The organism is Methylobacterium sp. P3_A11, assembly GCF_056403155.1.
On the sequence record NZ_JBFUGA010000057.1, the window covers coordinates 1 to 19,931 of the forward strand.

Sequence of the window (19,931 nt, forward strand, 5' to 3'; positions counted from 1 at the left end):
CGCCGGTGCTGCCCGCGGCGACGCCGCGCTCACGCCGCGGTCCGCAGGCGCGGGTCGAGCCACGCGCAGGCCAAGTCGGCCGCGATATTGAGGGCGATCACCAGCCCGGCGACCAGCAGCACCGTTCCCATCACCAGCGTGTAGTCGCGGTTGAGCGCCCCCTCCACGAAATAGCGGCCGATCCCCGGCAGGCCGAAAATCGACTCCACCACGACCGAGCCGGTTAGCAGGGACGCCGCCAAAGGTCCGAGATAGGCGACCACCGGCAGCAGGGCGCCCCGCAGGGCGTGGCGCGTGACGCGGGCCGGCGGCAGGCCGAGGCTCCGCATGGTGCGGATCGGCTGCGTGCGCAAAGCCTCACCCAGGGAAGCCCGGGTCATCCGGGCCAGGGCGCCAACCTGCGGCAGGGCCAGGGTCACGACGGGCAGAACGAGATGGCTCGGGGCGCCGTCGTTCCAGCCGCCCAGCGGCAGCCAGCGCAGGCTGAGGCCGAAGGCGATCTGGAGGAGGGGGGCGACCACGAAGCTCGGCAGCGAGAGCGTCAGGGCGGCACCGATTCCCAGAACTCTGTCGATGACCCCGCCGCGCCGGAGTGCCGCCGCGATGCCGAGCCCGACCCCCAGGGTCGTGGCGAGGGCCAGCGCGAGGGCACCGAGCGTCGCGGAGACCGGCAGGCCACGGGCGATCAGGTCGAGGACACTCTGGTCGCGGAACGAGAAGGACGGACCCAGGTCACCGCGCGCCAGGGCCGCGAGGTAGCTCCCGAACTGCGCGACCAGCGGCCGGTCGAGACCGTAGACCCGGCGCAGGTTCTCCATGGCGGCGGGCGCCAGGGGCCGTTCCAGGTCGAACGGGCCGCCGGGCGCGAGCCGCATCAGGAAGAAGCTGACGGTCACGACGGCCAGCAGCGTAGGGACCGCCTGCGCGAGGCGACGCAACATGAAACGGATCAAGCGTCGAGCCTCAGGAACCGTGTCGGCGCCGCGTTACGCAGGTTCGGGTGATAACCGTGCAGCCGCGGCGCGATCAGCGCCTTGGAGCGGTAGTGCATCAGCGGAATCCAGGGCATCTCGCGCAGCGCGATCGACTCGGCGTCGTAGAGCAGGTCGGCCCGCCGGACGAGGTCGCGCGCGGCGGCGGCCTTCGCCATCAGGTCGTCGAAGGCTGCGTCCGACCAGTGCCCGGCATTCATGCCGTCGTTTCCGCTCTGGAGCAGGAACAGGAAGTTCTGCGGATCGGAATAATCGGCGATCCAGCTGTAGCGCGCCACATCGAAGTCGCCGCCGTCGCGCAGATAGGCGAAATGGGTCTTGGCATCCGTATAGACGTAGCGGGTGACGATCCCGAGGTCGCGCCACATCTCGCCGATCGCCACCGCGATGGTGCGGTTGTTGTCGCTGACGTTGAACCGGTACTCCACCGTGAGCGGATTATCGGGGCCGAAACCGGCCTCGGCGAGGAGCCATCGCGCCTCCGCCTCGTGGTCGATCGGCAGGCCTTGCCGACCCGCGATCTCGGGGGGCGTCCGGTAATGATCGAGACCCGGCGGGCACAGCGAATAGGCCGGACTCATGGTTCCGCCGTTCAGCCCGTCGGCCAGATATTCGCGGTCGATGACGAGCGACAGCGCCTGGCGGACCCGCCTGTCCGAGAACGGCTTCTTGCGGGTGTTGACCACCAGCGCCGCGAGGCCGAGCGAGGGGCCGAGCACCACCTGGGTTCCGAAACGGCGGCGCAGGTCGGCGATCTGATCGACGGGCAGATCGGCGAGCGAGTCGATCTCTCCGGCGGCATAGCGGCGCACGGCCGATGCCAGGTCGGGAGTCGGGAGGAAGGCGACGCGGCGGATCGCGAGGGCCGCGCCGTCGGGATGGAGCGGGTTGGCCTCCAGGGTGATCGCACCGCCCGGCACGCGGTCCAGAAGCCTGTAGGGGCCGTTCGTTACGAGGTTGCCGGGCCGGGTGAAACCGTCGCCGTACCGCTCCACGGACGCACGATGCACCGGCAGGGCGGTCTGGTGGGTCAGGAGCTCCAGGATGTAGGGGGTCGGCTGTTCCAGGGTGATCGCGAGCCGCAGCGGCGTTTCCGCGACAACCCCGAGGGCGTCCGTCGGCTTTTCGCCGCGGTTGACGGCGGCCGCGTTCCGGATCGGGAACAGGATCTCGGCGTATTTCGCCCCCGTGGCCGGGTCGAGCATCCGGCGTAATGAATAGACGAAGTCCGCCGCCGTGACCGGTTCGCCGTTCGACCAGCGGCCGTCCGGCCGCAGGTCGAAATGCAGGCTGAGCCCGTCGTCCGACAGGGTCCAGGTCCGGGCAGCGCCCGGGATGATCGCACCCCTGTTGTCGTAGGTCAGGAGCCCGTCGCAGAGATCGCGCAGGATATGCGCCTCGGCAACCGTGGACGAGCGGTGCGGGTCGAGAGTCTCCGGATCGGCGTCGTTACCGCGCCGGTACAGCAGCTCGGCCGCATGGGCCGGTCCCACGGCTGAAACGGCGGCGGCGCCTACCAGCCACGCGCGCCGAGTGAGGCGCATCTCAGCCGCCGGTCTCCGGGACGAGCCCGGCCGCCTGAATGCCGGCCACCGCGCAGATCTCGTCGTTGTCGGAGGTGTCGCCTGAAATGCCGACGGCGCCGAGGAGCCGGCCCTCCGTGGAGCGGATCAGGACACCGCCGGGCACCGGAACGAGAGCGGCGGGTCCGGCAAGATGGGTCACGGCCGCGACGAAGTAGGGCTGAGCCTCCGCGCGGGCATGGATCGCCCGGGAGCCGAGGCCGAGCGCCAGCGCGCCGTTGGCCTTGCCGCAGGCGATCTCGGCCCTGCGCAGGGAGGTGCCGTCCTCGACCGCGACCGCCTTGAGCGCGCCGCGGGCATCGTAGACGACGACGGCCAGCGGCTTGAGTGTGCGCGTTCGCGCTTCCCGCAGGGCCGTGTCGACGATTGTGCGGGCGGCCTCGAGGGTGAGATCGATCATCGGGATCCAAGGTGGACGCCGCTCCCTGCGGCGGCCCCATCCTTACGGATGGGAGCCCGACCGGTCCACCGATGCAGGCTGTTGCCGCGTTCGATCCCTTTCGCAGCGGTGGGCCGATCCGTGGGCCGGCCTCATCGACGAGCTGAGCCTGCGCTCCTCGCCCCAGCGGTCGACGGCCTGTCGGGCGCCCCCGCGGTTTTCGACTTCGACGGGGCGGAGACGGAGACGATGGGCAGCCGTCGCAGGCTCGACCCCACGGCCTGCGAGCGCCTCTCCGACGGCGTGGTGTGGCTGCGCTACCGGATCACAACGGTCGAGCCGCCGGCAGGCGAATGATGCGCGCCAGAAACGCGTCGTAGCGGTCCGCGACCGTTTCCGGCTGCTCGAAATGCGGGAACGCGCCGGTCGGCAGGGTGTCGACGCGCCAGTTGGGCCGATCGGCAACACGCGGCACCAGCCGATAGTCGACGAAGTCGCCGCGTTCGCCGTGCACCATCCAGACCGGGAGGCGCAGGCGCTCGTAGAGGCGTGTCGCGTCGGTGGGGAACAGATGACCCGCGATGAAGCAATACGGCGCGTGCTCGGCACCCGGCTGGTGGGCCGATGCGTGGTCGTAGGCGAGAAGGCCCTCGTCGATCCTGTCCGAGCCGAAGGTCTTCTTCAGGAAGAAGCGGATGCTCGGACGCGTGACCAGGGCGTCGAACAGCGGCCGGCCCAGGGGCGGTCGATCGAGGATGTCCCGAAGCCAGTCGCGTCCCCGATGACCGTCCGGCGGTCCCTCACCGGAGAGCCGTGCGTCGAAGCCCGTCGGGCTGACCAGCGCGAGGCTGCGATAGGCATCCGAGCGTTCCAGGCTGGCCCGCGCGAGGAACGAGGCCGACAGGGATAGGGCCAGGGCATCGATGGGGTGATCCCCGTGACAACGCCGGATCTCGTCCGCGGCGGCGTGGATCGCCTCCACCATGAGGCGCGGCGTGTAGCGGCGGCGCGAGCGTTCGGAGAATCCGAACCCCGGCAGCTCCAGGGCGTAGACCGGCCGCGTTTTGCGGAAGCGCAGGTAGAGCGGCCGGACCTCGTAGGCGTTGGCGGCCGCGTTGATCGAGTGGATCAGCAGGAGCGGGACACCGTCCGCCTCCGTCGAGCGATAGAGCGAGAGCGCGCCGGCGCGCCGAGTGGGCATCAGATCGTGCCGCCCCGGAAGGGCCGGCGGCAGGGGCATCCGCCTGTTCACCGACAGGCGGCTCCAGCCGACGAGGCCCGCGGCCGAGCCGACGAGCGTCAGGGCCGCCGCGGTCGCTATGCGGCCCGTGCGGTGCCGGGACTGGGGATTCATCGGGACACCTCGAGTCGATCCCGCATCCGCGGGCGGTGCGCGACAACGCCGGGACCGGCGGGAAGTGCCGGATCCGCGGCGCTAGGAGGCGTGCCCGGCGAAGCTGCCCGCCTTGAGGGCCGGGACCTGGGCGGCCGACCGCGCCGGCGCGTCACACCGACCCGCCGCCTCGCGCAGGAAGTCTACCGTCGGCGGGTCGTTGAGCCAGCCCTGGACCCGCTGCGAGATCAGGAGCTTCCGCTCACGCCGGTCGTAGTTGGCATAGGAGGCCGCGATGAATTCGGCCCGGCTCATCGTGCGCGCGGGGCCGGACCGGCGTGTCTCCGCCTTGAAGAACAGGGCGCTCCCGGCAACGCCGAAATGCTGGGCGATCTCCGGATAGACCGGCCAGCTGCCCTGGCCGCCGAGGTCGTCGGGCAGGAAGGCGTCGAGGTCGCATTCCTCGAACGGCACGCCGGCTTTGGTCAGCAGCCCGCGGGCGAGATCGGCCACCACGTAGAGCTTGGTGTGGTTGATGGAGTGCATGAAGCAGCCCCGCCGCGCCCACCGCGTCAGATGTGTGTCGAGGTCGTAGCCCGCCTGGACGCCGAGCCCGCGCAGATACGCGACCGACTCGTCCCACAAATTGAAATACCCGAGGCGCTCGAAGACCGGCTCGGAGAACAGACGCAGCGCCTGCGCCTGCGAGAAGCCCGACAGGTAGGCGAACAGGGTGATCGCGGAATGCGAATGGCCCATCGGCCCTGAGATCAGGCCGTGGAGCGTCACCGAATCCTGCACGCCGACATGGACGAGATCCGGATGATAGGCGCTGAACACGATGGTCGGGATCAACCGCACCTTCGGGTGCGTCCGCAGGGTGTCGATCGTACCGCCGCCCTTGAACCGGGGCAGGTAGATGCTGCTGAAGACGTGGTCGTAACCGTCGGCATGGGCCATGAGGTCCGCGAGGCGCGGGAACCGGCGGGCGGCCGTGAAGGCCGAGACGAAATCCACCCGCGCGTCGGGCAGCAGGTAACGCATCGCCTTGGCGATGGACCCGGCCTGACAGACGCCGATCACGAGGATACGCGGAGATCCTGTCCGCTTCTTCCCGAACTGCGCGAGCCGGTGCCGCGCGCGCCAGAGGCTATCGACGGTCAACATCCGGTCTCTCTCGCATGTCCGCGGGCCGCGGGCAAACACCGCCTGCGGCGGGCTGGCACGCCCCGGGAATCACGGTCTTCGGCCGGGATCAGGGGCTCTGTCGCGCTCCCGATGTCGAGCGCCTCGCGCTTCGGCGCCGGTCGACCGCGTATCCCGTGGCGCGAACCCACGGAGTCGCCGACCGGTCCGCCACGGAAGTCGCGACGCGGTCATCGTGTCGCGAGGGCACAGTTAGTCGATGTTCTACCGGATGCGCGCACCTCGAATTGTTTAGATCTCCAAGAGAAAATTTCATCCGTCGTCCAGATAAATGCCCGGCATCCTGGTTGAAAAGATCGCGGTAATGCTTGGATTCGACACGACTGAGCGTTGACACCTTCAGGGCGCCAAGTGCACGTTGGAATGAACGGAGCATGAAGCTCGCGGATGGGTCGCTCGCGGGCATGAAGGCCGCGGGGCGCCCGACGATCGAGGCGTCCTCACTTTCATCCCCGTCAGCCTGGACCGACGTGGCGGCCACCCGGACCGCGCCTACAGCGAGGCCGGCTTTGCACTATGGCACCTGGGACAGTGGCCGCCATCACGAATCCGGTCTCAATGCGCCGGCGCTTGGACTGTCGGTTCATGCGGCCGGCGGCCGCGGCAATAGGGGACAGGGGTTCCAGACGACAGTCGGCCCCGGGTGGCGCTGGCACTCAGCGGCCAACGCACCGGGGGGAGATGGAAAACGGGCTGGAACGGAAAGGCGGCGGGCCTTCGCATCGTCCTGAACAGTCGGAGATTTGGCGATGGATTACGTACCTTCGATCGCTGCCGTCACGGCGGCCGCCCAGAAGCCACAGCCCGTCGAAGCGGGGGCCCCACACCGAAGGAGGCGATTGCTGTCGCACCGCCGCCTCTCGATCCGCGGTCCATCTACACGCTGTCGCCCGAGGCTGCCGTCGCAGTATTCGCGTTGGCCGAGACCCGGATCCAGGCGGCCGACGCGGCGGCATTCGACCCGCCCGACCGGCGCGGTGCGCAGGTCGTCGCGGAGCTGGCATCGGCTGCGGCGACGACGCCCGTCGTATCGCCTGAAACGACCAAGACGATGGCCGCGGCCAACCGGAACTGGACCGAGGACGTCCGGCTGGATCACAGCCCGTCCCGAATCGTCGAGACCGATACGGTCGTTCAGTACGACAATCCGCGGGTGATGGCGACTTGGAGCGCGGCTTTTCCCGACATCGCCGGCCGGAAGTTCCGCGGGCTATTGCTGGCGGATACGCACGTCCGATCGGCTCTGCGTCAGGCACAGATCGACGCCGGCTTGAGCAGTTTGGAAAAGAACATCTATCCGCTCTGCAACAGCGAGCATTTCGAAGCGATCCGCCATGAAAATCCCGGCACGCATATCAATTGGATCAATGTCGACAACGATGAAATCGTACTGTTCTGGCCGAAACATTCCGATGACGGATGACGACCTTGCATCGGCCATGTGAGATCACGGCGACTGGAGGCCGTGAGGTCCGGCGTCGGCGCGCGGCTTGGATCGGATGCATGATTTCGGCGCCGACCCCGGCGACCCGGGTCAGAGCGTCGGCAGGACGGACCGCACATGCGCGGCAAAGGCTCGCGTCAACGGCGCGGCGTGTAGTTCGTCCAGATTCAGTGTCACCCCGATCCTAGGCAGCGTCGGCAAGCCGCTGTCGCGGGTCAGCACCTGCAGGTCGGGCGGGACGGCGGAACGGGTCAGGACCGCCACGGCCTGGGCGGAGCGCACCACGGCCAGCAGACCGGACAGGCTGCCGCTCGCGTAAGCGATGCGGTATGCGCGACCGGCTCGGTCGAGGGCGGCGCGCGCAGCCCGGTGATCAAGGGTGTCGGGGTCCCCCAGAGCGAGCGGCAGCGGATTCGGCCACGGGCCGGCACTGTCGCGCGCGGCGACCCAGACGAGGTCCTCACGCCTGAGCATCTCCCGTCCGGCCGCGAGGGGGACCGAGACCAGCGCCAGGTCGAGGCCGCCCTGTTGCAGGCGCTTCTCCAGCCTCGGCGTCGCAGCGCACACGACTGCGATCGCGGCACCGGGATGATGGCGCGCGAAACCGCGCAACAGCGTCGGCAGGAACGCCTGGGCGTAATCGTCTGGGCAGCCGATCCTCAGGGAGCCGTTGAGGCTCTGCCCGTTCAATTCCGCCAGGGCATCGTCGTGCGCGGCCAGGATCCGGCGCGCGTGGCGCAGGAGGCGCTCCCCCTGCACGGTCAGCGAAACACCCCGCCCGGTCCGGCGCAGCAGCGGCTGAGCGACGAGATTCTCCAGGCGCTTCATCTGCATGCTGAGCGCGGCCTGGCTCCGGCTGACGCGCTCAGCGGCGCGGCTGAGGGCGCCCGTCTCCGCCACCGTGACGAAACTGCGGAGCAGATCGATATCGAGGCTGTGTCCCATCAGGAAAGGTGAACTCTCAGTTCAGAACTATAAGCTTTTCTGCGTGTGAATCCCCTTCTAGCCTGGGCGGGTTCGACAGGGGAACAGCAGCGGCCATGACGCGAAACGACGATCCCGACTTCTGGACGCGGGCGCGTCGCCATCTGGTCCGGTACGGCGGCGCCTTCGCGCCGGTCATCATCGAGCGGGCGGAGGGCAGCTTCGTCTACGATGCCGAGGGCCGGAAGATCCTCGATTTCACCTCCGGCCAGATGAGCGCGATCCTGGGTCACGGTCATCCCGAGATCGCTGCTGTCGCGGCGCATCACGTCGGACAGCTCGACCACCTGTTCAGCGGCATGCTGAGCCGTCCCGTCGTCGATCTGGCAACGGAACTGGCGCGAATCGCCCCCGGCGGCCTCGAGCGGACCTTGCTGCTGACGACGGGCGCCGAGGCCAACGAGGCGGCCCTGCGCATGGCCAAGCTGGCCACGGGCGGGTGGGAGGTGGTGAGCTTCGCCCAGTCCTGGCACGGCATGACGGCCGGAGCCGCCGCGGCGACCTACAGCGCCGGTCGCAAGGGCTACGGGCCGGCGCAGGTCGGATCCTTCGCGATCCCCGCGCCGAACGCCTACCGACCGGCGTTCGAGAAGGACGGCGCATCGGATTGGCGAACCGAGCTGGACTACGCCTTCGCGCTTCTGGATCGGCAGTCGACCGGCAACCTCGCGGCGTTCCTGGCGGAGCCGATCCTGAGTTCCGGCGGGATCATCGAGCTGCCGCCGGGCTACCTCGCCGCGCTCAAGGGCAAGTGCGCCGAGCGCGGCATGCTGCTGATCCTCGACGAGGCCCAGACCGGCATCGGCCGCACCGGCCTGATGTTCGCCTGCGAGCGCGACGGCGTGGTGCCGGACATCCTAACCCTGTCGAAGACCCTGGGAGCCGGCCTGCCGCTTGCCGCAGTCATGACGACCCCGGAGATCGAGGACCTTTGCCACGCGCGGGGCTTCCTGTTCTACACCACGCATGTCTCCGATCCGCTTCCGGCGGCGGTGGGCCTCAAGGTGCTGGAGATCGTCCGGCGCGACGGCCTCGTCGCGCGGGCCGAGGCAGCCGGAGCCCGGCTCTCGGCGCGGCTGCGGGCGCTCCAGCAGCGCTTCGGCTGCATCGGCGACGTGCGCGGGCGCGGGCTGCTTCAGGGCGTCGAGATCGTCGCCGACCGGGCCACGAAGGTGCCGGCACCGGAACTTGGCGACGCGGTCACCCGCCGGTGCCTCGACCTCGGGCTCAGCATGAACATCGTCCAGTTGCCGGGCATGGGCGGCGTGTTTCGCATCGCGCCGCCGCTGACCGCCACCGATACCGAAATCGACCTCGGGGTCGACATCCTGGAGCGCGCCCTCGAAAGCGCGGTCTGACAGCCGACAGGGCTTTTCCGGCAGGCGCCAAAAGACTCAGGCCGCCTCGATCTCCGTGCTCACCGTCAGCCACTCTTCCTCGGCGACGGCGAGCGCGCTCGCCGCGTCGGCGCGCATCTTGGCGATCTCGCCGGCCTTGGCGGCGTTCTCGCGGAAGGCAGTCCCATCCGCGAGCGCCGCGTCGATCTTCTGGATCGCGGCGGTCAGCTTCGCCATCCGCGCCTCGATCGATTCGAGGCGCTTGCGCAGGGGGGCGAGGGCGGCCCGGCGCTCCACGCCAGCGCGGCGCGCCTCTGCCTTCTGGCCGCCCGAAGGTTCCGCCTCGCGCTCGGCCTCGCGCTCCGGACCCGACAGGACGAACCGTCGGTAGTCGTCCATGTCGCCATCGAAGGTCTTCACCGTGCCGTCCGCCACCAGCCACAGCCGGTCTGCGCAGGCTTCGACCAGGAATCGGTCGTGCGAGACGAGGATAACGGCACCCTCGTAGTCGTTGATCGCCTCCACGAGGGCCTGCCGGCTCTCGATGTCGAGGTGGTTGGTCGGCTCGTCGAGGATCAAGAGATGCGGGCCTTGGAACGCCGCGAGCCCCATGAGCAACCGCGCTTTCTCGCCCCCCGAGAGCTTCTCCACCGGCGTGTCGGCTTTGTTGGCACCGAACCCGAGCCGTGCGGTTGCGGCTCGCACCTTCGCTTCCGGTACATCCGGCATGAGGGTCCGGACATGCGCGTAGGCGCTTTCGGCCGGGCGAAGCTCGTCGAGTTGGTGTTGCGCGAAATAGGCGACCTCCATCTTGGAGGAGCGCTTGACCTCGCCGCCGATCGGCCCGAGCCGGCCGCCGATCAGCTTGCAGAAGGTCGACTTGCCGTTGCCGTTGGCGCCGAGGAGCGCCACACGGTCGTCGGGGGCGAGGCTGAGGTCCAGGCCGGTCAGCACGACCCGGTCGCCGTAACCGGCCTTGACCCGCTCCATGGCGACGATCGGCGGCGACAGCGGCTTCTCCGGGCTCGGCAGATGAATCACCGGCACGTCGTCCTCGAGGAGCGCGGCGATCGGCTCCATCTTCGCGAGGCGCTTCATGCGCGACTGGGCTTGGCGCGCCTTGGTCGCCTTGGCCTTGAACCGGTCGATGAAGCTCTGGAGATGCGCCCGCTCGGCGTCCTGTTTGACCTTCGCCTTGGCCTGCAGGACGCGCTTCTCCGACAGTTGCCTGGCGAAGCTCGAATAGCCGCCGCGGTAGATCGCCAACTTGCCGCGGTCGAGATGCAGGATGTGGTCGACGCTCGTGTCGAGGAGATCGCGATCGTGGCTGATGATGATCGCAGTGCGCGGGTAGCGCTCCAGATAGTCGTAGAGCCAGAGGGTACCCTCGATGTCGAGATAGTTGGTCGGCTCGTCGAGAAGCAGCAGGTCCGGCTCGGAGAACAGCACCGCCGCGAGCGCCACGCGCATCCGCCACCCGCCCGAGAAGTCCGAGCACGGTCTCCCCTGTGCCGCGGCATCGAAGCCGAGGCCGTGCAGGATCGCGGCGGCGCGGGCGGGCGCCGAATGCGCGCCGATATCCACGAGCCGGGTCTCGATCTCGGCCCGGCGCAAGCCGTCCGCGTGCTCGGCCTCCGCCATCAGGCGGGCGCGCTCGGTATCTGCGGCGAGCACCACCGCGTGCAGCGTCTCCGGTCCCGCGGGGGCTTCCTGGGCGACGGCGCCGATCCGCATGCCCTTGGGCAGCGAAACGGACTTCGCATCGACCGGCAGGTCGCCGAGGATCGCCTTGAACAGGGTGGTCTTACCGGCGCCGTTGCGCCCGACGAGCCCCACGCGGGCGCCCTCCGGGATCGTGGAGCTCGCGGAATCGAGAATCAGACGGTCGCCGATGCGATAGGTGAGGTCGTTGACGCGCAGCATGGCGGCCTTCTGGCCGTCCGGACGCGGCGAGGCAAGGCCGACCCCGCGCCGCGTGCGATCCGAGCGTCCCGCTTGATCCGAGCGCTTCACATCGCAACGAGATCTGCAAGGACGGCTGAATTTTTAACGGAATGGCGTCAAACAAGCAGCGGGTGTTGTGCATCTAGCAGATGATTAGCTGATTATCGGTTCTATCACGGTCGCCCGCCGGGACGTCGGGGGCTCGGGATAGAGTCGAACGGCGGAGGGAGATGGTGGGCCAGACCCTGATCTTGACCGACGAGATCGGCCGCGGCGAGCGCCTCGCACGCCATCTCGGCGCCGGCGGTTCCGTTTCGGTCCACGATCTCTACGGGGACGTCCCTCCGCCCGCTGGGGCTGCGCTGATCATCAGCGACGTCAGCGCGCTGACGTCCGAATCCGTTCGGCGCCTCCGACAGGCCCTGACCGTCGCGCGCGGACCCACAACGCCGTTCCTCGCCCTCATCCACGGCAGTCTCGGGCGGGGCGAGATCCAGGCGACCGCCCTCGGCGCGACCCGTATCATGCCGGCCTCCGCCGCGAATGCGATGCTCCTGAACGCCGTTGCCGCCCTGACCGGCGGCGCGCCTGTCAAGCGGCCGGCGGGCCCTTGGCAGCAACACGTCACGGAAGCCCGCTCCGCCTTCGCCGCCATCTTCCGGGCCGATGCGGCGCCGCCGCTGGCCATTGTCGAGTCCGGCGCCAACCTCGTGAATCAGGCGATCCGCGAGGCGAAGGTGCGCGATTGGCTCGCGGTGGTCGCGAGCTTCGACGACGTCACCCACCGCCATTGTCTCAGCGTGGCCGGCCTCGCTGCGGAATTCGCCCGGGCCTTGCGTCTCAACGAGGCCGACTCCCGATATCTGGTCAAAGGCGCTTTGCTCCACGACATCGGCAAGGCCAAGATCTCCCTCGCCATCCTGAACAAACCCGCCCCCCTGACCCCGGAGGAGCGGCGCGAGATGGATCGCCACCCCGCGCTCGGTCACGCGATGCTGCTGACGGGCGATTACGATGCGCTGACCCTATCGGTCGTCCGCTCGCACCACGAATATCTGGACGGTTCGGGTTATCCGGATGGCTTGCGCGGCGCGGAGATCCCCGATCTCGTGCGTCTCATCACCATCTGCGACATCTACGCCGCGCTGATCGAGGCACGCCCCTACAAGGCTCCGAAGTCGGCCAGTGAAGCCTACGCGATCCTCGCGCAGATGGACTCGCGCCTCGACATGGATCTGGTCCGCGCGTTCGGCGCGGTCGCGGACGCCTGCGACACGCCCCGTCGGGCCTCCGCCTGAGACCGCAGGCGGGACGGCGAGCGGTCAAACGAGTTCCCAGGCCGACGGGTCTCGCATCAGGGCCGCGACGAGGGCGTGATTGAGTTCGTGGCCGGTGTGGAGTGCCTCGACGCGTCCCTCGATCGGATGACCCGCCAGGGCAAGATCGCCGACGAGGTCGAGAATCCGGTGCCGGACCGGTTCGCCGGGAACACGCATTCCGCCGAGCACGCGCCCCCGCACGAGCAGCGCCGCCGAGCGTGGCGACACCCCCTGAAGGAAGTCGTTTCCCAAAAGGTGGCCATAGGCGCGACCGGCCATGGCACGCACGTAGCGGCCGAAACTGCGCGCCGGCGCGATCTCGCGCTCGAAGCTCTCCGGCGTGATCGCGCCCGACCAGTCGATCGATCCGAAATGGGCGAGCGCGACGTGGCCGGTGATGTGCAGGCCCCGGCCCGGCTCGATCTGGAGCCGACGCCGCCCGTTCTCGACCGCCACGGTGCGGGCCACGCGGATCACCCGGCAGGGCGTGGCCTGCTTGCTCCGACCCGCCGCGCGGATCGCCTCACACCAGGGCGTCGCGCTGCCGTCGAAGATCGGCAGTTCGTCCGCATCGATCTCGACCAGAACGTTGTCGATCCGCAGCGCGCTGAGCGATGCCAACAGGTGCTCGATGGTGCGGACGAGGACCCCCTCGCGCCGGATCGCCGAGGAGAGCGGTTGCGGCTCGCGGTATCGCCACTGTGCCGGCACGTCGACGGTGCGGCCGTCCTTGAGACGACGGCGAAAGACGACGCCATGGCCGGCCGGTGCCGGGCTGACACGGACGGTCGCATGCCGCCCGGAATGCAGGCTTCGGCCGGACCGCTCGAACGCGCACGACACCGTCGCCTGCTGACGGGGTGCCGTGCTGGAGGTGGAACGCAGGAAAGGAACGTCTTGGTGCATCACAACTGCCCGCCACGGCGGGCGAGGAATTTAGCCCTCGTAGCCAACGCACGCTAATAAACTCCTGTTCATCGGCTCGCGGCTTGACCGCCCAGCCCGCGACCGTCACGATTACCGTCGCCCGATCGATCCAGCACCGCCCCGGCGGGGCGCGGTTTCACTGTGCGGGTTGCTCCCGTCCCCAGATCTGCTGGTCGGCCCCCGTCAGGGCAGGGACGGAGGCCGGAGTTGAGGGAACACGATCGATGGCGCGGTTGGGGACGATACCCTTCTTCAAGGATCCGGGCATCGAGCTCACCACCTACGAATCCCGCTGTCACTGGCGCCGCTTCGACGAGAACGAAGTCCTCGTCGACTTCGACGATATCTCGACGGATGTGTACTTCATCGCCTCCGGTGAGGTCCGCATCCTGAACCGGACGCAGTCCGGCAAGGAGGTGATCCTCGGCGAGATGCGGGGCGGTGCCTTCTTCGGGGAGCTCGCCGCGATCGACGGGATCGGCCGCTCGGCCAACGTCACCGCGCTCACCCGCGGCGAAGTCTGCGTGGTGCCGGCCGCGGTGTTCCGGCAGATCGTGTTCGCCTCCGAGGCGATCGCCGACCGGCTGTTCCGGCTCCTCGCCAAGCGCGTGCGCGAGCTGAACACGCGGCTTATGGAACACGCCCTGCTCGACCTCAAGCACCGGCTCTATGCCGAGCTGCTGCGCCTGTCCGTACCGAGGTCGGGCGCCGGGGGCGAGCGGGTGGTGTCGCCGCCGCCGTACCACCACGTCCTCGCCGCCCGGATCGGCTGCCGCCGCGAGCAGGTGACCCGGGAATTCACCGCGATGGCTGCCGAGGGTCTGGTCGACCGCACCCGCGGCGCCCTGGTCCTGCGCCGTCCGGATCTCCTCGAAGCGCGCGTGGCCGAGGCGCTGCGCGAGGATTCCTGATCCGTTGTCCGGCCTGCCGGCGCCGCGCCTGCGGATCGAGGAGCTGACCAAACGCTTCGGCACGCACCGCGCCGTCGAGGCGGTGACCCTCGATCTCCGGCCTGGGGAATTCTTCTGCCTGCTCGGACCGTCGGGCTGCGGGAAGAGCACCCTCCTGCGCATGATCGCGGGGTTCGAGACGCCGACCGCGGGACGGATCCTGCTGGGCGAGCAGGACCTGACGGGGCTGCCGCCGCACCGGCGGCCGGTCAACATGATGTTCCAGTCCTACGCCCTGTTCCCGCACATGAGCGTGGCCGGCAATATCGGCTATGGCCTCAAGGGACTCGGCCGCGCCGCGATGTCCGACCGGGTGACGGACCTCCTCAGGCTCGTGCGCCTCGATGGGTTCGGCGACCGTCGGCCCGACACGCTGTCGGGTGGTCAGCGGCAGCGGGTCGCCCTAGCCCGCGCCCTGGCCCGGGAGCCGAGGCTGCTGCTGCTCGACGAGCCGCTCGGCGCCCTGGATCGCGGCCTGCGTGAGGAGACACAGGGCGAATTGCGCGCGGTCCAGCGGCGACTCGGCACCGCCTTCATCGTCGTCACCCACGATCCCGAGGAGGCGATGATGCTCGCCGACCGCATCGGCGTCATGGAGGGGGGTCGCCTGGTCCAGGTCGGGCCGCCGGCGGAACTCTACCGGCGCCCGGCGAGCCGCTTCGTGGCCGGGCTGCTCGGCGACGTGAACCTCATCCCCGGTCGCCTCGCAGCCGAAAAACCCGACGGAACCCGCGTCGTCGAGACCGCATACGGCACCGTTCCGGGCGTTGCGCCGGCTTCGCTGGCGACGGGGGCCGCCGTGGTGGTGGCCGTGCGGCCGGAGGATCTCGTCCTCGGCGCGGAGGGATTGCCCGTGGTGATCGCCGATTCCGTATTTCTCGGAGACCGCGTGCGCCGCACGCTGCGCTTGCCCGACGGCACCCTGTTGCGGGCGAGCGGGCGACCGGCGGAGACCGAAGCCGCGGCCGGATCGGCGTCGCATGCCGGTTTCGCGCCCGGGGCCGCCGTGATCCTGCCGGCATGAATCCGACTCAGACCGATGCGGATTCTCGTGCGGGCTCGGCCCGATGCGCGCAGGCCGCCCGCCCATGAGCGGCCGGAGATCCATGAGGCTGTTCGATCGGCTGGTGCGATTGCCACCCTTCCTCTGGCTGGCAGCCTTCTTCCTCCTGCCCTTCGCCATCACCCTCAAGATCAGCCTGTCGGAGCCGGCGACAGCGATCCCGCCCTATCTGCCGGTGCTCGATTGGCATGCGGGTCTCGACGGCTGGTCGACCTTTCTCGAAGCGCTCAACTTCGACAATTACCGGACGCTCTACGCCGACCCCCTCTACCGCGACGCCGCCCTCGGCTCGCTGACCTACGCGGCCCTGGCCAGCCTGATCCTCGTCGCCCTCGGGACACCTTTGGCCTACGCCCTGGCCCGGACGCCGCCTCGCTGGCAGCCGATCCTCGTGGCGCTGGTGGTCGTGCCGTTCTGGACGAGTTTCCTGATCCGGATCTACGCCTGGATCGCGATCCTCAAACCGGAAGGTCTGCTCAACCTCGTGCTGACCCGGCTCGGGCTGATCGATGCGCCACTGACGATCCTGAATACCGACGCCGCGGTGATCATCGGGCTGGTCTACGCCTATCTGCCGTTCATGGTCCTGCCGCTCTACGCGGTGATGAACCGTCTCGATCCGACCCTGCGGGAGGCCGCCGCGGATCTTGGGGCCTCGCCGGCCCGGGTGTTCTGGAGCGTGACCCTGCCACTGAGCCTGCCCGGGATCGCGGCCGGTGCCGGCCTCTGCTTCATCCCGATGGTCGGCGAGTTCGTGATCCCGGACCTGCTCGGCGGCTCCGAGACCCTGATGCTCGGACGCGTGCTGTGGGCCGAGTTCTTCTCGAACCGCGACTGGCCCCTGGCCTCTGCCGTGGCGGTTCTCATCCTCGCAATCGTCATCGGCCCGGTGGTCCTGTTCCGGGACAGCCTGCGCGCCGGTGAGGGAGATGCCCCGTGACCTGGGTGACCCGCACCGCCCTCGCGGCCGGCCTCGCCTTCCTCTACGCGCCGATCGTGGTGCTGATCGTCAACTCGTTCAACGCGTCGCCCCTGGTGACGGTCTGGGGCGGCTTCTCGACCCGCTGGTACGGCGTGCTGATGTCCGACGCGACGCTGCTCGCGGCCGCCTGGGTCTCGTTGAAGATCGCGCTCCTCGCGAGCCTGCTGGCCACGATCCTCGGCACCCTGGCGGCCCTGGTCCTGGAGCGGCAGAGGCGGTTTAGCGGACGCGCCCTCTTCACCGGGCTGGTGTTCGGACCGATCGTCATGCCGGAGGTGATGATCGGCCTCTCGCTCCTGCTGATGTTCATCGGGATCGGGCTGGACCGGGGCCTCCTCACGATCGTCATCGCCCATACGACGTTCTGCACGGGTTTCGTGGCCGTGGTGGTCGCGGCGCGCCTGCGCGGCCTCGATCGGTCGCTGGAGGAAGCCGCTGCCGATCTCGGCGCGACGCCCGCGCGCGTGCTCATGACCGTGACCCTGCCGCTCCTGGCTCCTGCTCTCGCGGCCGGCGCGCTCCTGGCCTTCACCCTGTCGCTCGACGACCTCGTCATCGCGAGCTTCGTCTCCGGACCCGGCGCGACCACGCTCCCGATGCGGCTCTACAGCCAGGTCCGCCTCGGGGTGAATCCAGAGATCAACGCGGCCTCGACCCTCCTCGTCGGGCTGGTCAGCGCCGCGGTCCTGCTCGCCTCCTGGCTCACGGCAAGGCGGGCGCAGGCCTGATGCGTGTCGTCACTCGGCCGCTTGCGCGGCGGTCGTCCCCTCGCGCGTGAGCTGTGCCACGGCGACCGTGACGATGATGTTCACCATCAGCGCGACGATGCCGACATTCACATCCTGAAGCGGCCCCAGGAACGCGAGCTTGGACAGGCTGAACCCGCTCAGGACGGTTGCCGCCACCGTGGAGACGCCGGCGACGATGCCGGCCATCGCGGCACGGCGGTCGAGCGGGTTGCGGCGCATCAAGCTGGTGATGAAGCACGGGAAGAGCTGGGTGACGAAATTGTAGCCCATCAGCAGGAGCTGCACGATCGTGTCGCCCCCCGACAGGGTGAAGCCGACGCAGACCACCGCGAGAACCGGCACCAGGATCTTGCACAGGCGCGCCGTGGCGGCATCGTCCATGCCGGGGCGGAGGGGGCGGACGAGGTTGTTGGCCACCAGCGTCACGCCGGCGATCAGGATCATCGAGCCCGGGACGAGGGCGGTGAGCACGCCCGTGGCGCCGATGAGACCGATCACCCAGGGCGGGAAGGTCGCCAGCGAGAGCTTGAACAGCGACAGGTCGACGTCCGGGCCGGTGAGGCCGGGCACCTGCATCACGGCGGTGAAGCCGATCACGAAGACGAACAGGTTGATCAGCTGGTAGATCGGCAGGATCACGGCGTTGCGCCGGAACGCGCTGGGCTCGCGGGCCGTGTAGAGCGACGCGAAGGTGTGCGGCCACATGTAGCCGCCCAACGCGGTGAGCAGGACCGTGGTGGTGAACCACGTCGCACTCTGGCCGCGATCGGGCAGGGCGAGGAAGCCGGGCTTTGCGTCCTCGATCGCCCGGAACAGGCCCTCGTAGCCGCCATAATAATGCACCGGCAGGTAGATCCCGAGGAAGACCACCACGAAGAGGATGCTGGTGTCCTTGATCACAGCCGTCCAGGCCGAGCCGTGCACACCTGAGACCACCACGTAGGCCGTCAGGGYGGCCGCGCCGATCCAGACCGCGGCGGTCGACGAGATCGCCCCGTAGGACGCCGTGGAGACGATGATCCCCAAGCCCTTGAACTGGAGCACGAGGTACGGAACGAGGGCCACGATCCCCACCAGGGCCACGAGCATGCCCAGGGCCGGGCTGCCGTACTTGCGCGCGAAAAAATCGGGCTGGGTGTAGAGCCCGTTCTGCTTGGCGTAGCGCCAGACCGGCGGCAGCAGCCAGTAAGAGGTGACGTAGGCGAGGGTCAGGTAGCAGAGGATGTAGTAGGCCGGGCCGCCCTTGCCGTAGGCGATGCCCGAGCCGCCGAGGAACGTGAAGGTCGTGTAGATCTCGCCGGCCATCAGCAGGAAAACCAGCACGGTCCCGAAGCCGCGGCCGCCGACCGTCCACTGCTCGAGGCCCATCTCCCGGCCCATCCGCGCGTAGAGCCCGAGCCCGATCGCCAGCGCGAAGCCGGCCGCCACGATGAGGAGTGCGATGCTCATCGCGGATCCTCCGGCGTGCGATTCTGGGGGTCGGTCAGGTAGATCAGCCCCATCACGGCCGACGTGCCGATCACGCAGAACACGAGCCAGGCGAGGAGCAGCGGCAGCCCGAGGACGAAGGGCTCGACCCGGTTGAGGAAAAAGGGGCCGAGCAGGATGCCCAGGAAGGGCAGGGCGGCGAGCCACCGCAGATTTCGCATGCGCGATACCGTTCAGAAGGCCCCGATACCGCGGGTTGGATCAGTCGATCTCCCCTGTCAACGCCGCCAAGCCCACGTTTCGCGCATCGGGATCACTTCTGCGTGCTGTGCGCTCGCGCACGCGGCTACGCTTCGGGCGCGCATAATCTCGTGAAGGGCTCCGCCGTTCGACACGGTGGTGCGAGGGATCTCACGACATGACCCGCACTCTCACGATCGCGACGCTGGCCGCGCTCCTCGCAGTCTCTGCGGTCGAGGCCGAGGCCCGTGCCCGTCACACCCCGCCCGAAGTGCAGCACAACGCTGCGATCAAGGCGCGCCAGAGCGTCATGAATGATTTCGATGCGCGGATGAGCCGCCTCGATGCACTCATGGGTTTACCGACGGCGCGGTCGGTCCGCGCGCGGTCCGCCGAGGCCGGGCGCTAGGAAAAAAGGTGACGCGCCGCTGGGTTCGACCGGCTCGTTGGCTCAACGGCCCAAGCCGCCCGTCTCCTCCACGAAGCGCGCGACCGCGTCCGCGCCGATACCCTCGCGCAGGGACGCGAAAACGTAGGGACGCGTGCCGCGCATCCGCTGCGTATCGAATTCCATCACCGACAGGTCCGCGCCGACCAGCGGGGCGAGGTCGGTCTTGTTGACGATCAGCAGGTCGGACCGTGTGATGCCCGGACCGCCCTTGCGGGGGATCTTCTCGCCCCCGGCGACGTCGATGACGTAGAGCGTGAGATCGGCGAGTTCCGGCGAGAACGTCGCCGCGAGATTGTCGCCGCCGGATTCGATCAGCACGAGGTCGAGCTTCGGAAAGCGCCGGTTCATCTCGGCCACGGCGGCGAGGTTGATCGAGGCATCCTCGCGGATCGCGGCATGCGGGCAGCCACCCGTCTCGACCCCGAGGATGCGGTCCTCCGGCAGGGCGCCCGCGACCGTGAGGATGCGCGCGTCCTCCTTCGTGTAGATGTCGTTGGTGATGGCGCAGATCTCGTAGCGGTCGCGGAAGCGCTTGCAGAGCTGCTCCATCAGGGCAGTCTTGCCGGAACCGACAGGTCCGCCGATACCGACGCGGAGAGGGCCGTTCGTGGAGGTCATGC

Annotated in this window: 19 protein-coding genes; 8 read left to right on the forward strand and 11 right to left on the reverse strand. The window is 69.1% G+C overall.

Going from position 1 to position 19,931, the window contains the following annotated elements; translation table 11 throughout:
• Positions 1–29: 29 nt before the first annotated feature.
• From AC1DXK_RS18210 to AC1DXK_RS18230, 5 genes are all read right to left on the reverse strand, one after another.
• Positions 30–953 carry an ABC transporter permease gene (locus tag AC1DXK_RS18210; RefSeq protein WP_457104282.1) on the reverse strand — a complete coding sequence of 308 codons (924 nt, stop codon included), beginning with the start codon at positions 951–953 and terminating at the stop codon, positions 30–32.
• On the reverse strand, positions 950–2,536 hold the full coding sequence (locus AC1DXK_RS18215) for a peptide ABC transporter substrate-binding protein (protein WP_457104281.1): 1,587 nt from the start codon (positions 2,534–2,536) through the stop codon (positions 950–952). The genes AC1DXK_RS18210 and AC1DXK_RS18215 overlap by 4 nt, the downstream gene beginning before the upstream one ends.
• 1 nt (position 2,537) lies before the next feature.
• Positions 2,538–2,975: a GlcG/HbpS family heme-binding protein gene (locus AC1DXK_RS18220; RefSeq protein ID WP_457104280.1), complete on the reverse strand. Its 438-nt coding sequence runs from the start codon at positions 2,973–2,975 to the stop codon at positions 2,538–2,540.
• Positions 2,976–3,279: 304 nt separating this feature from the next.
• Positions 3,280–4,308: an alpha/beta fold hydrolase gene (locus AC1DXK_RS18225; RefSeq protein WP_457104279.1), complete on the reverse strand. Its 1,029-nt coding sequence runs from the start codon at positions 4,306–4,308 to the stop codon at positions 3,280–3,282.
• Positions 4,309–4,389: 81 nt separating this feature from the next.
• Complete coding sequence (locus AC1DXK_RS18230) at positions 4,390–5,454, reverse strand: WcbI family polysaccharide biosynthesis putative acetyltransferase (protein ID WP_457104278.1); 1,065 nt, start codon at positions 5,452–5,454, stop codon at positions 4,390–4,392.
• Positions 5,455–6,136: 682 nt separating this feature from the next.
• On the opposite strand from AC1DXK_RS18230, the gene AC1DXK_RS18235 reads away from it, so the two are divergent.
• On the forward strand, positions 6,137–6,916 hold the full coding sequence (locus AC1DXK_RS18235; protein WP_477298570.1) for a hypothetical protein: 780 nt from the start codon (positions 6,137–6,139) through the stop codon (positions 6,914–6,916).
• Positions 6,917–7,027: 111 nt separating this feature from the next.
• On the opposite strand, the gene AC1DXK_RS18240 is transcribed toward AC1DXK_RS18235, so the two are convergent.
• Positions 7,028–7,882, reverse strand: coding sequence for a LysR substrate-binding domain-containing protein (locus AC1DXK_RS18240; RefSeq protein ID WP_457104276.1), 855 nt, complete (start codon positions 7,880–7,882; stop codon positions 7,028–7,030).
• Positions 7,883–7,977: 95 nt separating this feature from the next.
• Here AC1DXK_RS18240 and AC1DXK_RS18245 point away from each other — a divergent pair, with 95 nt between their 5' ends.
• The gene (locus tag AC1DXK_RS18245; protein ID WP_457104275.1) at positions 7,978–9,279 is read left to right on the forward strand and encodes an aspartate aminotransferase family protein; all 1,302 of its coding nucleotides are present in this window, start codon (positions 7,978–7,980) and stop codon (positions 9,277–9,279) included.
• A 36-nt stretch (positions 9,280–9,315) separates the two neighbouring features.
• Here the strand turns inward: AC1DXK_RS18245 and AC1DXK_RS18250 are convergent, their stop codons facing one another.
• Complete coding sequence (locus tag AC1DXK_RS18250) at positions 9,316–11,181, reverse strand: ABC-F family ATP-binding cassette domain-containing protein (RefSeq protein ID WP_477298572.1); 1,866 nt, start codon at positions 11,179–11,181, stop codon at positions 9,316–9,318.
• 545 nt (positions 11,182–11,726) lie between these two features.
• Here AC1DXK_RS18250 and AC1DXK_RS18255 point away from each other — a divergent pair.
• Positions 11,727–12,500 carry an HD-GYP domain-containing protein gene (locus AC1DXK_RS18255; RefSeq protein WP_457104273.1) on the forward strand — a complete coding sequence of 258 codons (774 nt, stop codon included), beginning with the start codon at positions 11,727–11,729 and terminating at the stop codon, positions 12,498–12,500.
• Between the two features lie 24 nt (positions 12,501–12,524).
• Here the strand turns inward: AC1DXK_RS18255 and AC1DXK_RS18260 are convergent, their stop codons facing one another.
• Entirely contained in the window at positions 12,525–13,427 is a 903-nt protein-coding gene (locus tag AC1DXK_RS18260; RefSeq protein ID WP_457104272.1) for a UDP-3-O-acyl N-acetylglycosamine deacetylase, read from the reverse strand.
• 245 nt (positions 13,428–13,672) lie between these two features.
• Between AC1DXK_RS18260 and AC1DXK_RS18265 the strand changes: the two genes are divergently transcribed.
• Genes AC1DXK_RS18265 through AC1DXK_RS18280 form a run of 4 tightly spaced genes read left to right on the forward strand, consistent with a single transcriptional unit; the run spans position 13,673 to position 17,171 of the window.
• Entirely contained in the window at positions 13,673–14,359 is a 687-nt protein-coding gene (locus AC1DXK_RS18265) for a Crp/Fnr family transcriptional regulator (RefSeq protein ID WP_457104271.1), read from the forward strand.
• A gap of 4 nt (positions 14,360–14,363) precedes the next feature.
• A complete protein-coding gene (locus tag AC1DXK_RS18270; protein WP_457104270.1) occupies positions 14,364–15,422 on the forward strand; it encodes an ABC transporter ATP-binding protein in 1,059 nt (352 codons plus the stop codon).
• Positions 15,423–15,465: 43 nt separating this feature from the next.
• Positions 15,466–16,401, forward strand: a complete 936-nt coding sequence (locus AC1DXK_RS18275) for an ABC transporter permease (protein ID WP_457104269.1) — start codon at positions 15,466–15,468, stop codon at positions 16,399–16,401.
• Positions 16,398–17,171 (forward strand): ABC transporter permease, encoded by a 774-nt coding sequence (locus tag AC1DXK_RS18280; RefSeq protein WP_457104268.1) that lies wholly within the window; start codon positions 16,398–16,400, stop codon positions 17,169–17,171. The genes AC1DXK_RS18275 and AC1DXK_RS18280 overlap by 4 nt, the downstream gene beginning before the upstream one ends.
• A gap of 9 nt (positions 17,172–17,180) precedes the next feature.
• Here AC1DXK_RS18280 and AC1DXK_RS18285 read toward each other — a convergent pair whose 3' ends face one another.
• Positions 17,181–18,641, reverse strand: a complete 1,461-nt coding sequence (locus AC1DXK_RS18285) for a sodium:solute symporter family protein (RefSeq protein WP_477298575.1) — start codon at positions 18,639–18,641, stop codon at positions 17,181–17,183.
• Positions 18,638–18,841 carry a DUF3311 domain-containing protein gene (locus AC1DXK_RS18290; RefSeq protein ID WP_477298576.1) on the reverse strand — a complete coding sequence of 68 codons (204 nt, stop codon included), beginning with the start codon at positions 18,839–18,841 and terminating at the stop codon, positions 18,638–18,640. The genes AC1DXK_RS18285 and AC1DXK_RS18290 overlap by 4 nt, the downstream gene beginning before the upstream one ends.
• Before the next feature lie 197 nt (positions 18,842–19,038).
• Here AC1DXK_RS18290 and AC1DXK_RS18295 point away from each other — a divergent pair, with 197 nt between their 5' ends.
• Entirely contained in the window at positions 19,039–19,269 is a 231-nt protein-coding gene (locus tag AC1DXK_RS18295) for a hypothetical protein (RefSeq protein ID WP_457104265.1), read from the forward strand.
• A gap of 42 nt (positions 19,270–19,311) precedes the next feature.
• Here the strand turns inward: AC1DXK_RS18295 and ureG are convergent, their stop codons facing one another.
• Positions 19,312–19,929 carry an urease accessory protein UreG gene (ureG, locus tag AC1DXK_RS18300; RefSeq protein WP_477298578.1) on the reverse strand — a complete coding sequence of 206 codons (618 nt, stop codon included), beginning with the start codon at positions 19,927–19,929 and terminating at the stop codon, positions 19,312–19,314.
• Positions 19,930–19,931: the final 2 nt, after the last annotated feature.

Coding starts and splice junctions, on each gene's coding strand:
- AC1DXK_RS18240 (WP_457104276.1), bottom strand. CDS start 7,882: ATGGGACACAGCCTCGATATCGATCTGCTCCGCAGTTTCGTCACGGTG.
- AC1DXK_RS18230 (WP_457104278.1), bottom strand. CDS start 5,454: ATGTTGACCGTCGATAGCCTCTGGCGCGCGCGGCACCGGCTCGCGCAG.
- AC1DXK_RS18295 (WP_457104265.1), top strand. CDS start 19,039: ATGACCCGCACTCTCACGATCGCGACGCTGGCCGCGCTCCTCGCAGTC.
- ureG (WP_477298578.1), bottom strand. CDS start 19,929: ATGACCTCCACGAACGGCCCTCTCCGCGTCGGTATCGGCGGACCTGTC.
- AC1DXK_RS18265 (WP_457104271.1), top strand. CDS start 13,673: ATGGCGCGGTTGGGGACGATACCCTTCTTCAAGGATCCGGGCATCGAG.
- AC1DXK_RS18275 (WP_457104269.1), top strand. CDS start 15,466: ATGCGCGCAGGCCGCCCGCCCATGAGCGGCCGGAGATCCATGAGGCTG.
- AC1DXK_RS18245 (WP_457104275.1), top strand. CDS start 7,978: ATGACGCGAAACGACGATCCCGACTTCTGGACGCGGGCGCGTCGCCAT.
- AC1DXK_RS18215 (WP_457104281.1), bottom strand. CDS start 2,536: ATGCGCCTCACTCGGCGCGCGTGGCTGGTAGGCGCCGCCGCCGTTTCA.
- AC1DXK_RS18260 (WP_457104272.1), bottom strand. CDS start 13,427: ATGCACCAAGACGTTCCTTTCCTGCGTTCCACCTCCAGCACGGCACCC.
- AC1DXK_RS18250 (WP_477298572.1), bottom strand. CDS start 11,181: ATGCTGCGCGTCAACGACCTCACCTATCGCATCGGCGACCGTCTGATT.
- AC1DXK_RS18290 (WP_477298576.1), bottom strand. CDS start 18,841: ATGCGAAATCTGCGGTGGCTCGCCGCCCTGCCCTTCCTGGGCATCCTG.
- AC1DXK_RS18225 (WP_457104279.1), bottom strand. CDS start 4,308: ATGAATCCCCAGTCCCGGCACCGCACGGGCCGCATAGCGACCGCGGCG.
- AC1DXK_RS18255 (WP_457104273.1), top strand. CDS start 11,727: ATGCCGGCCTCCGCCGCGAATGCGATGCTCCTGAACGCCGTTGCCGCC.
- AC1DXK_RS18220 (WP_457104280.1), bottom strand. CDS start 2,975: ATGATCGATCTCACCCTCGAGGCCGCCCGCACAATCGTCGACACGGCC.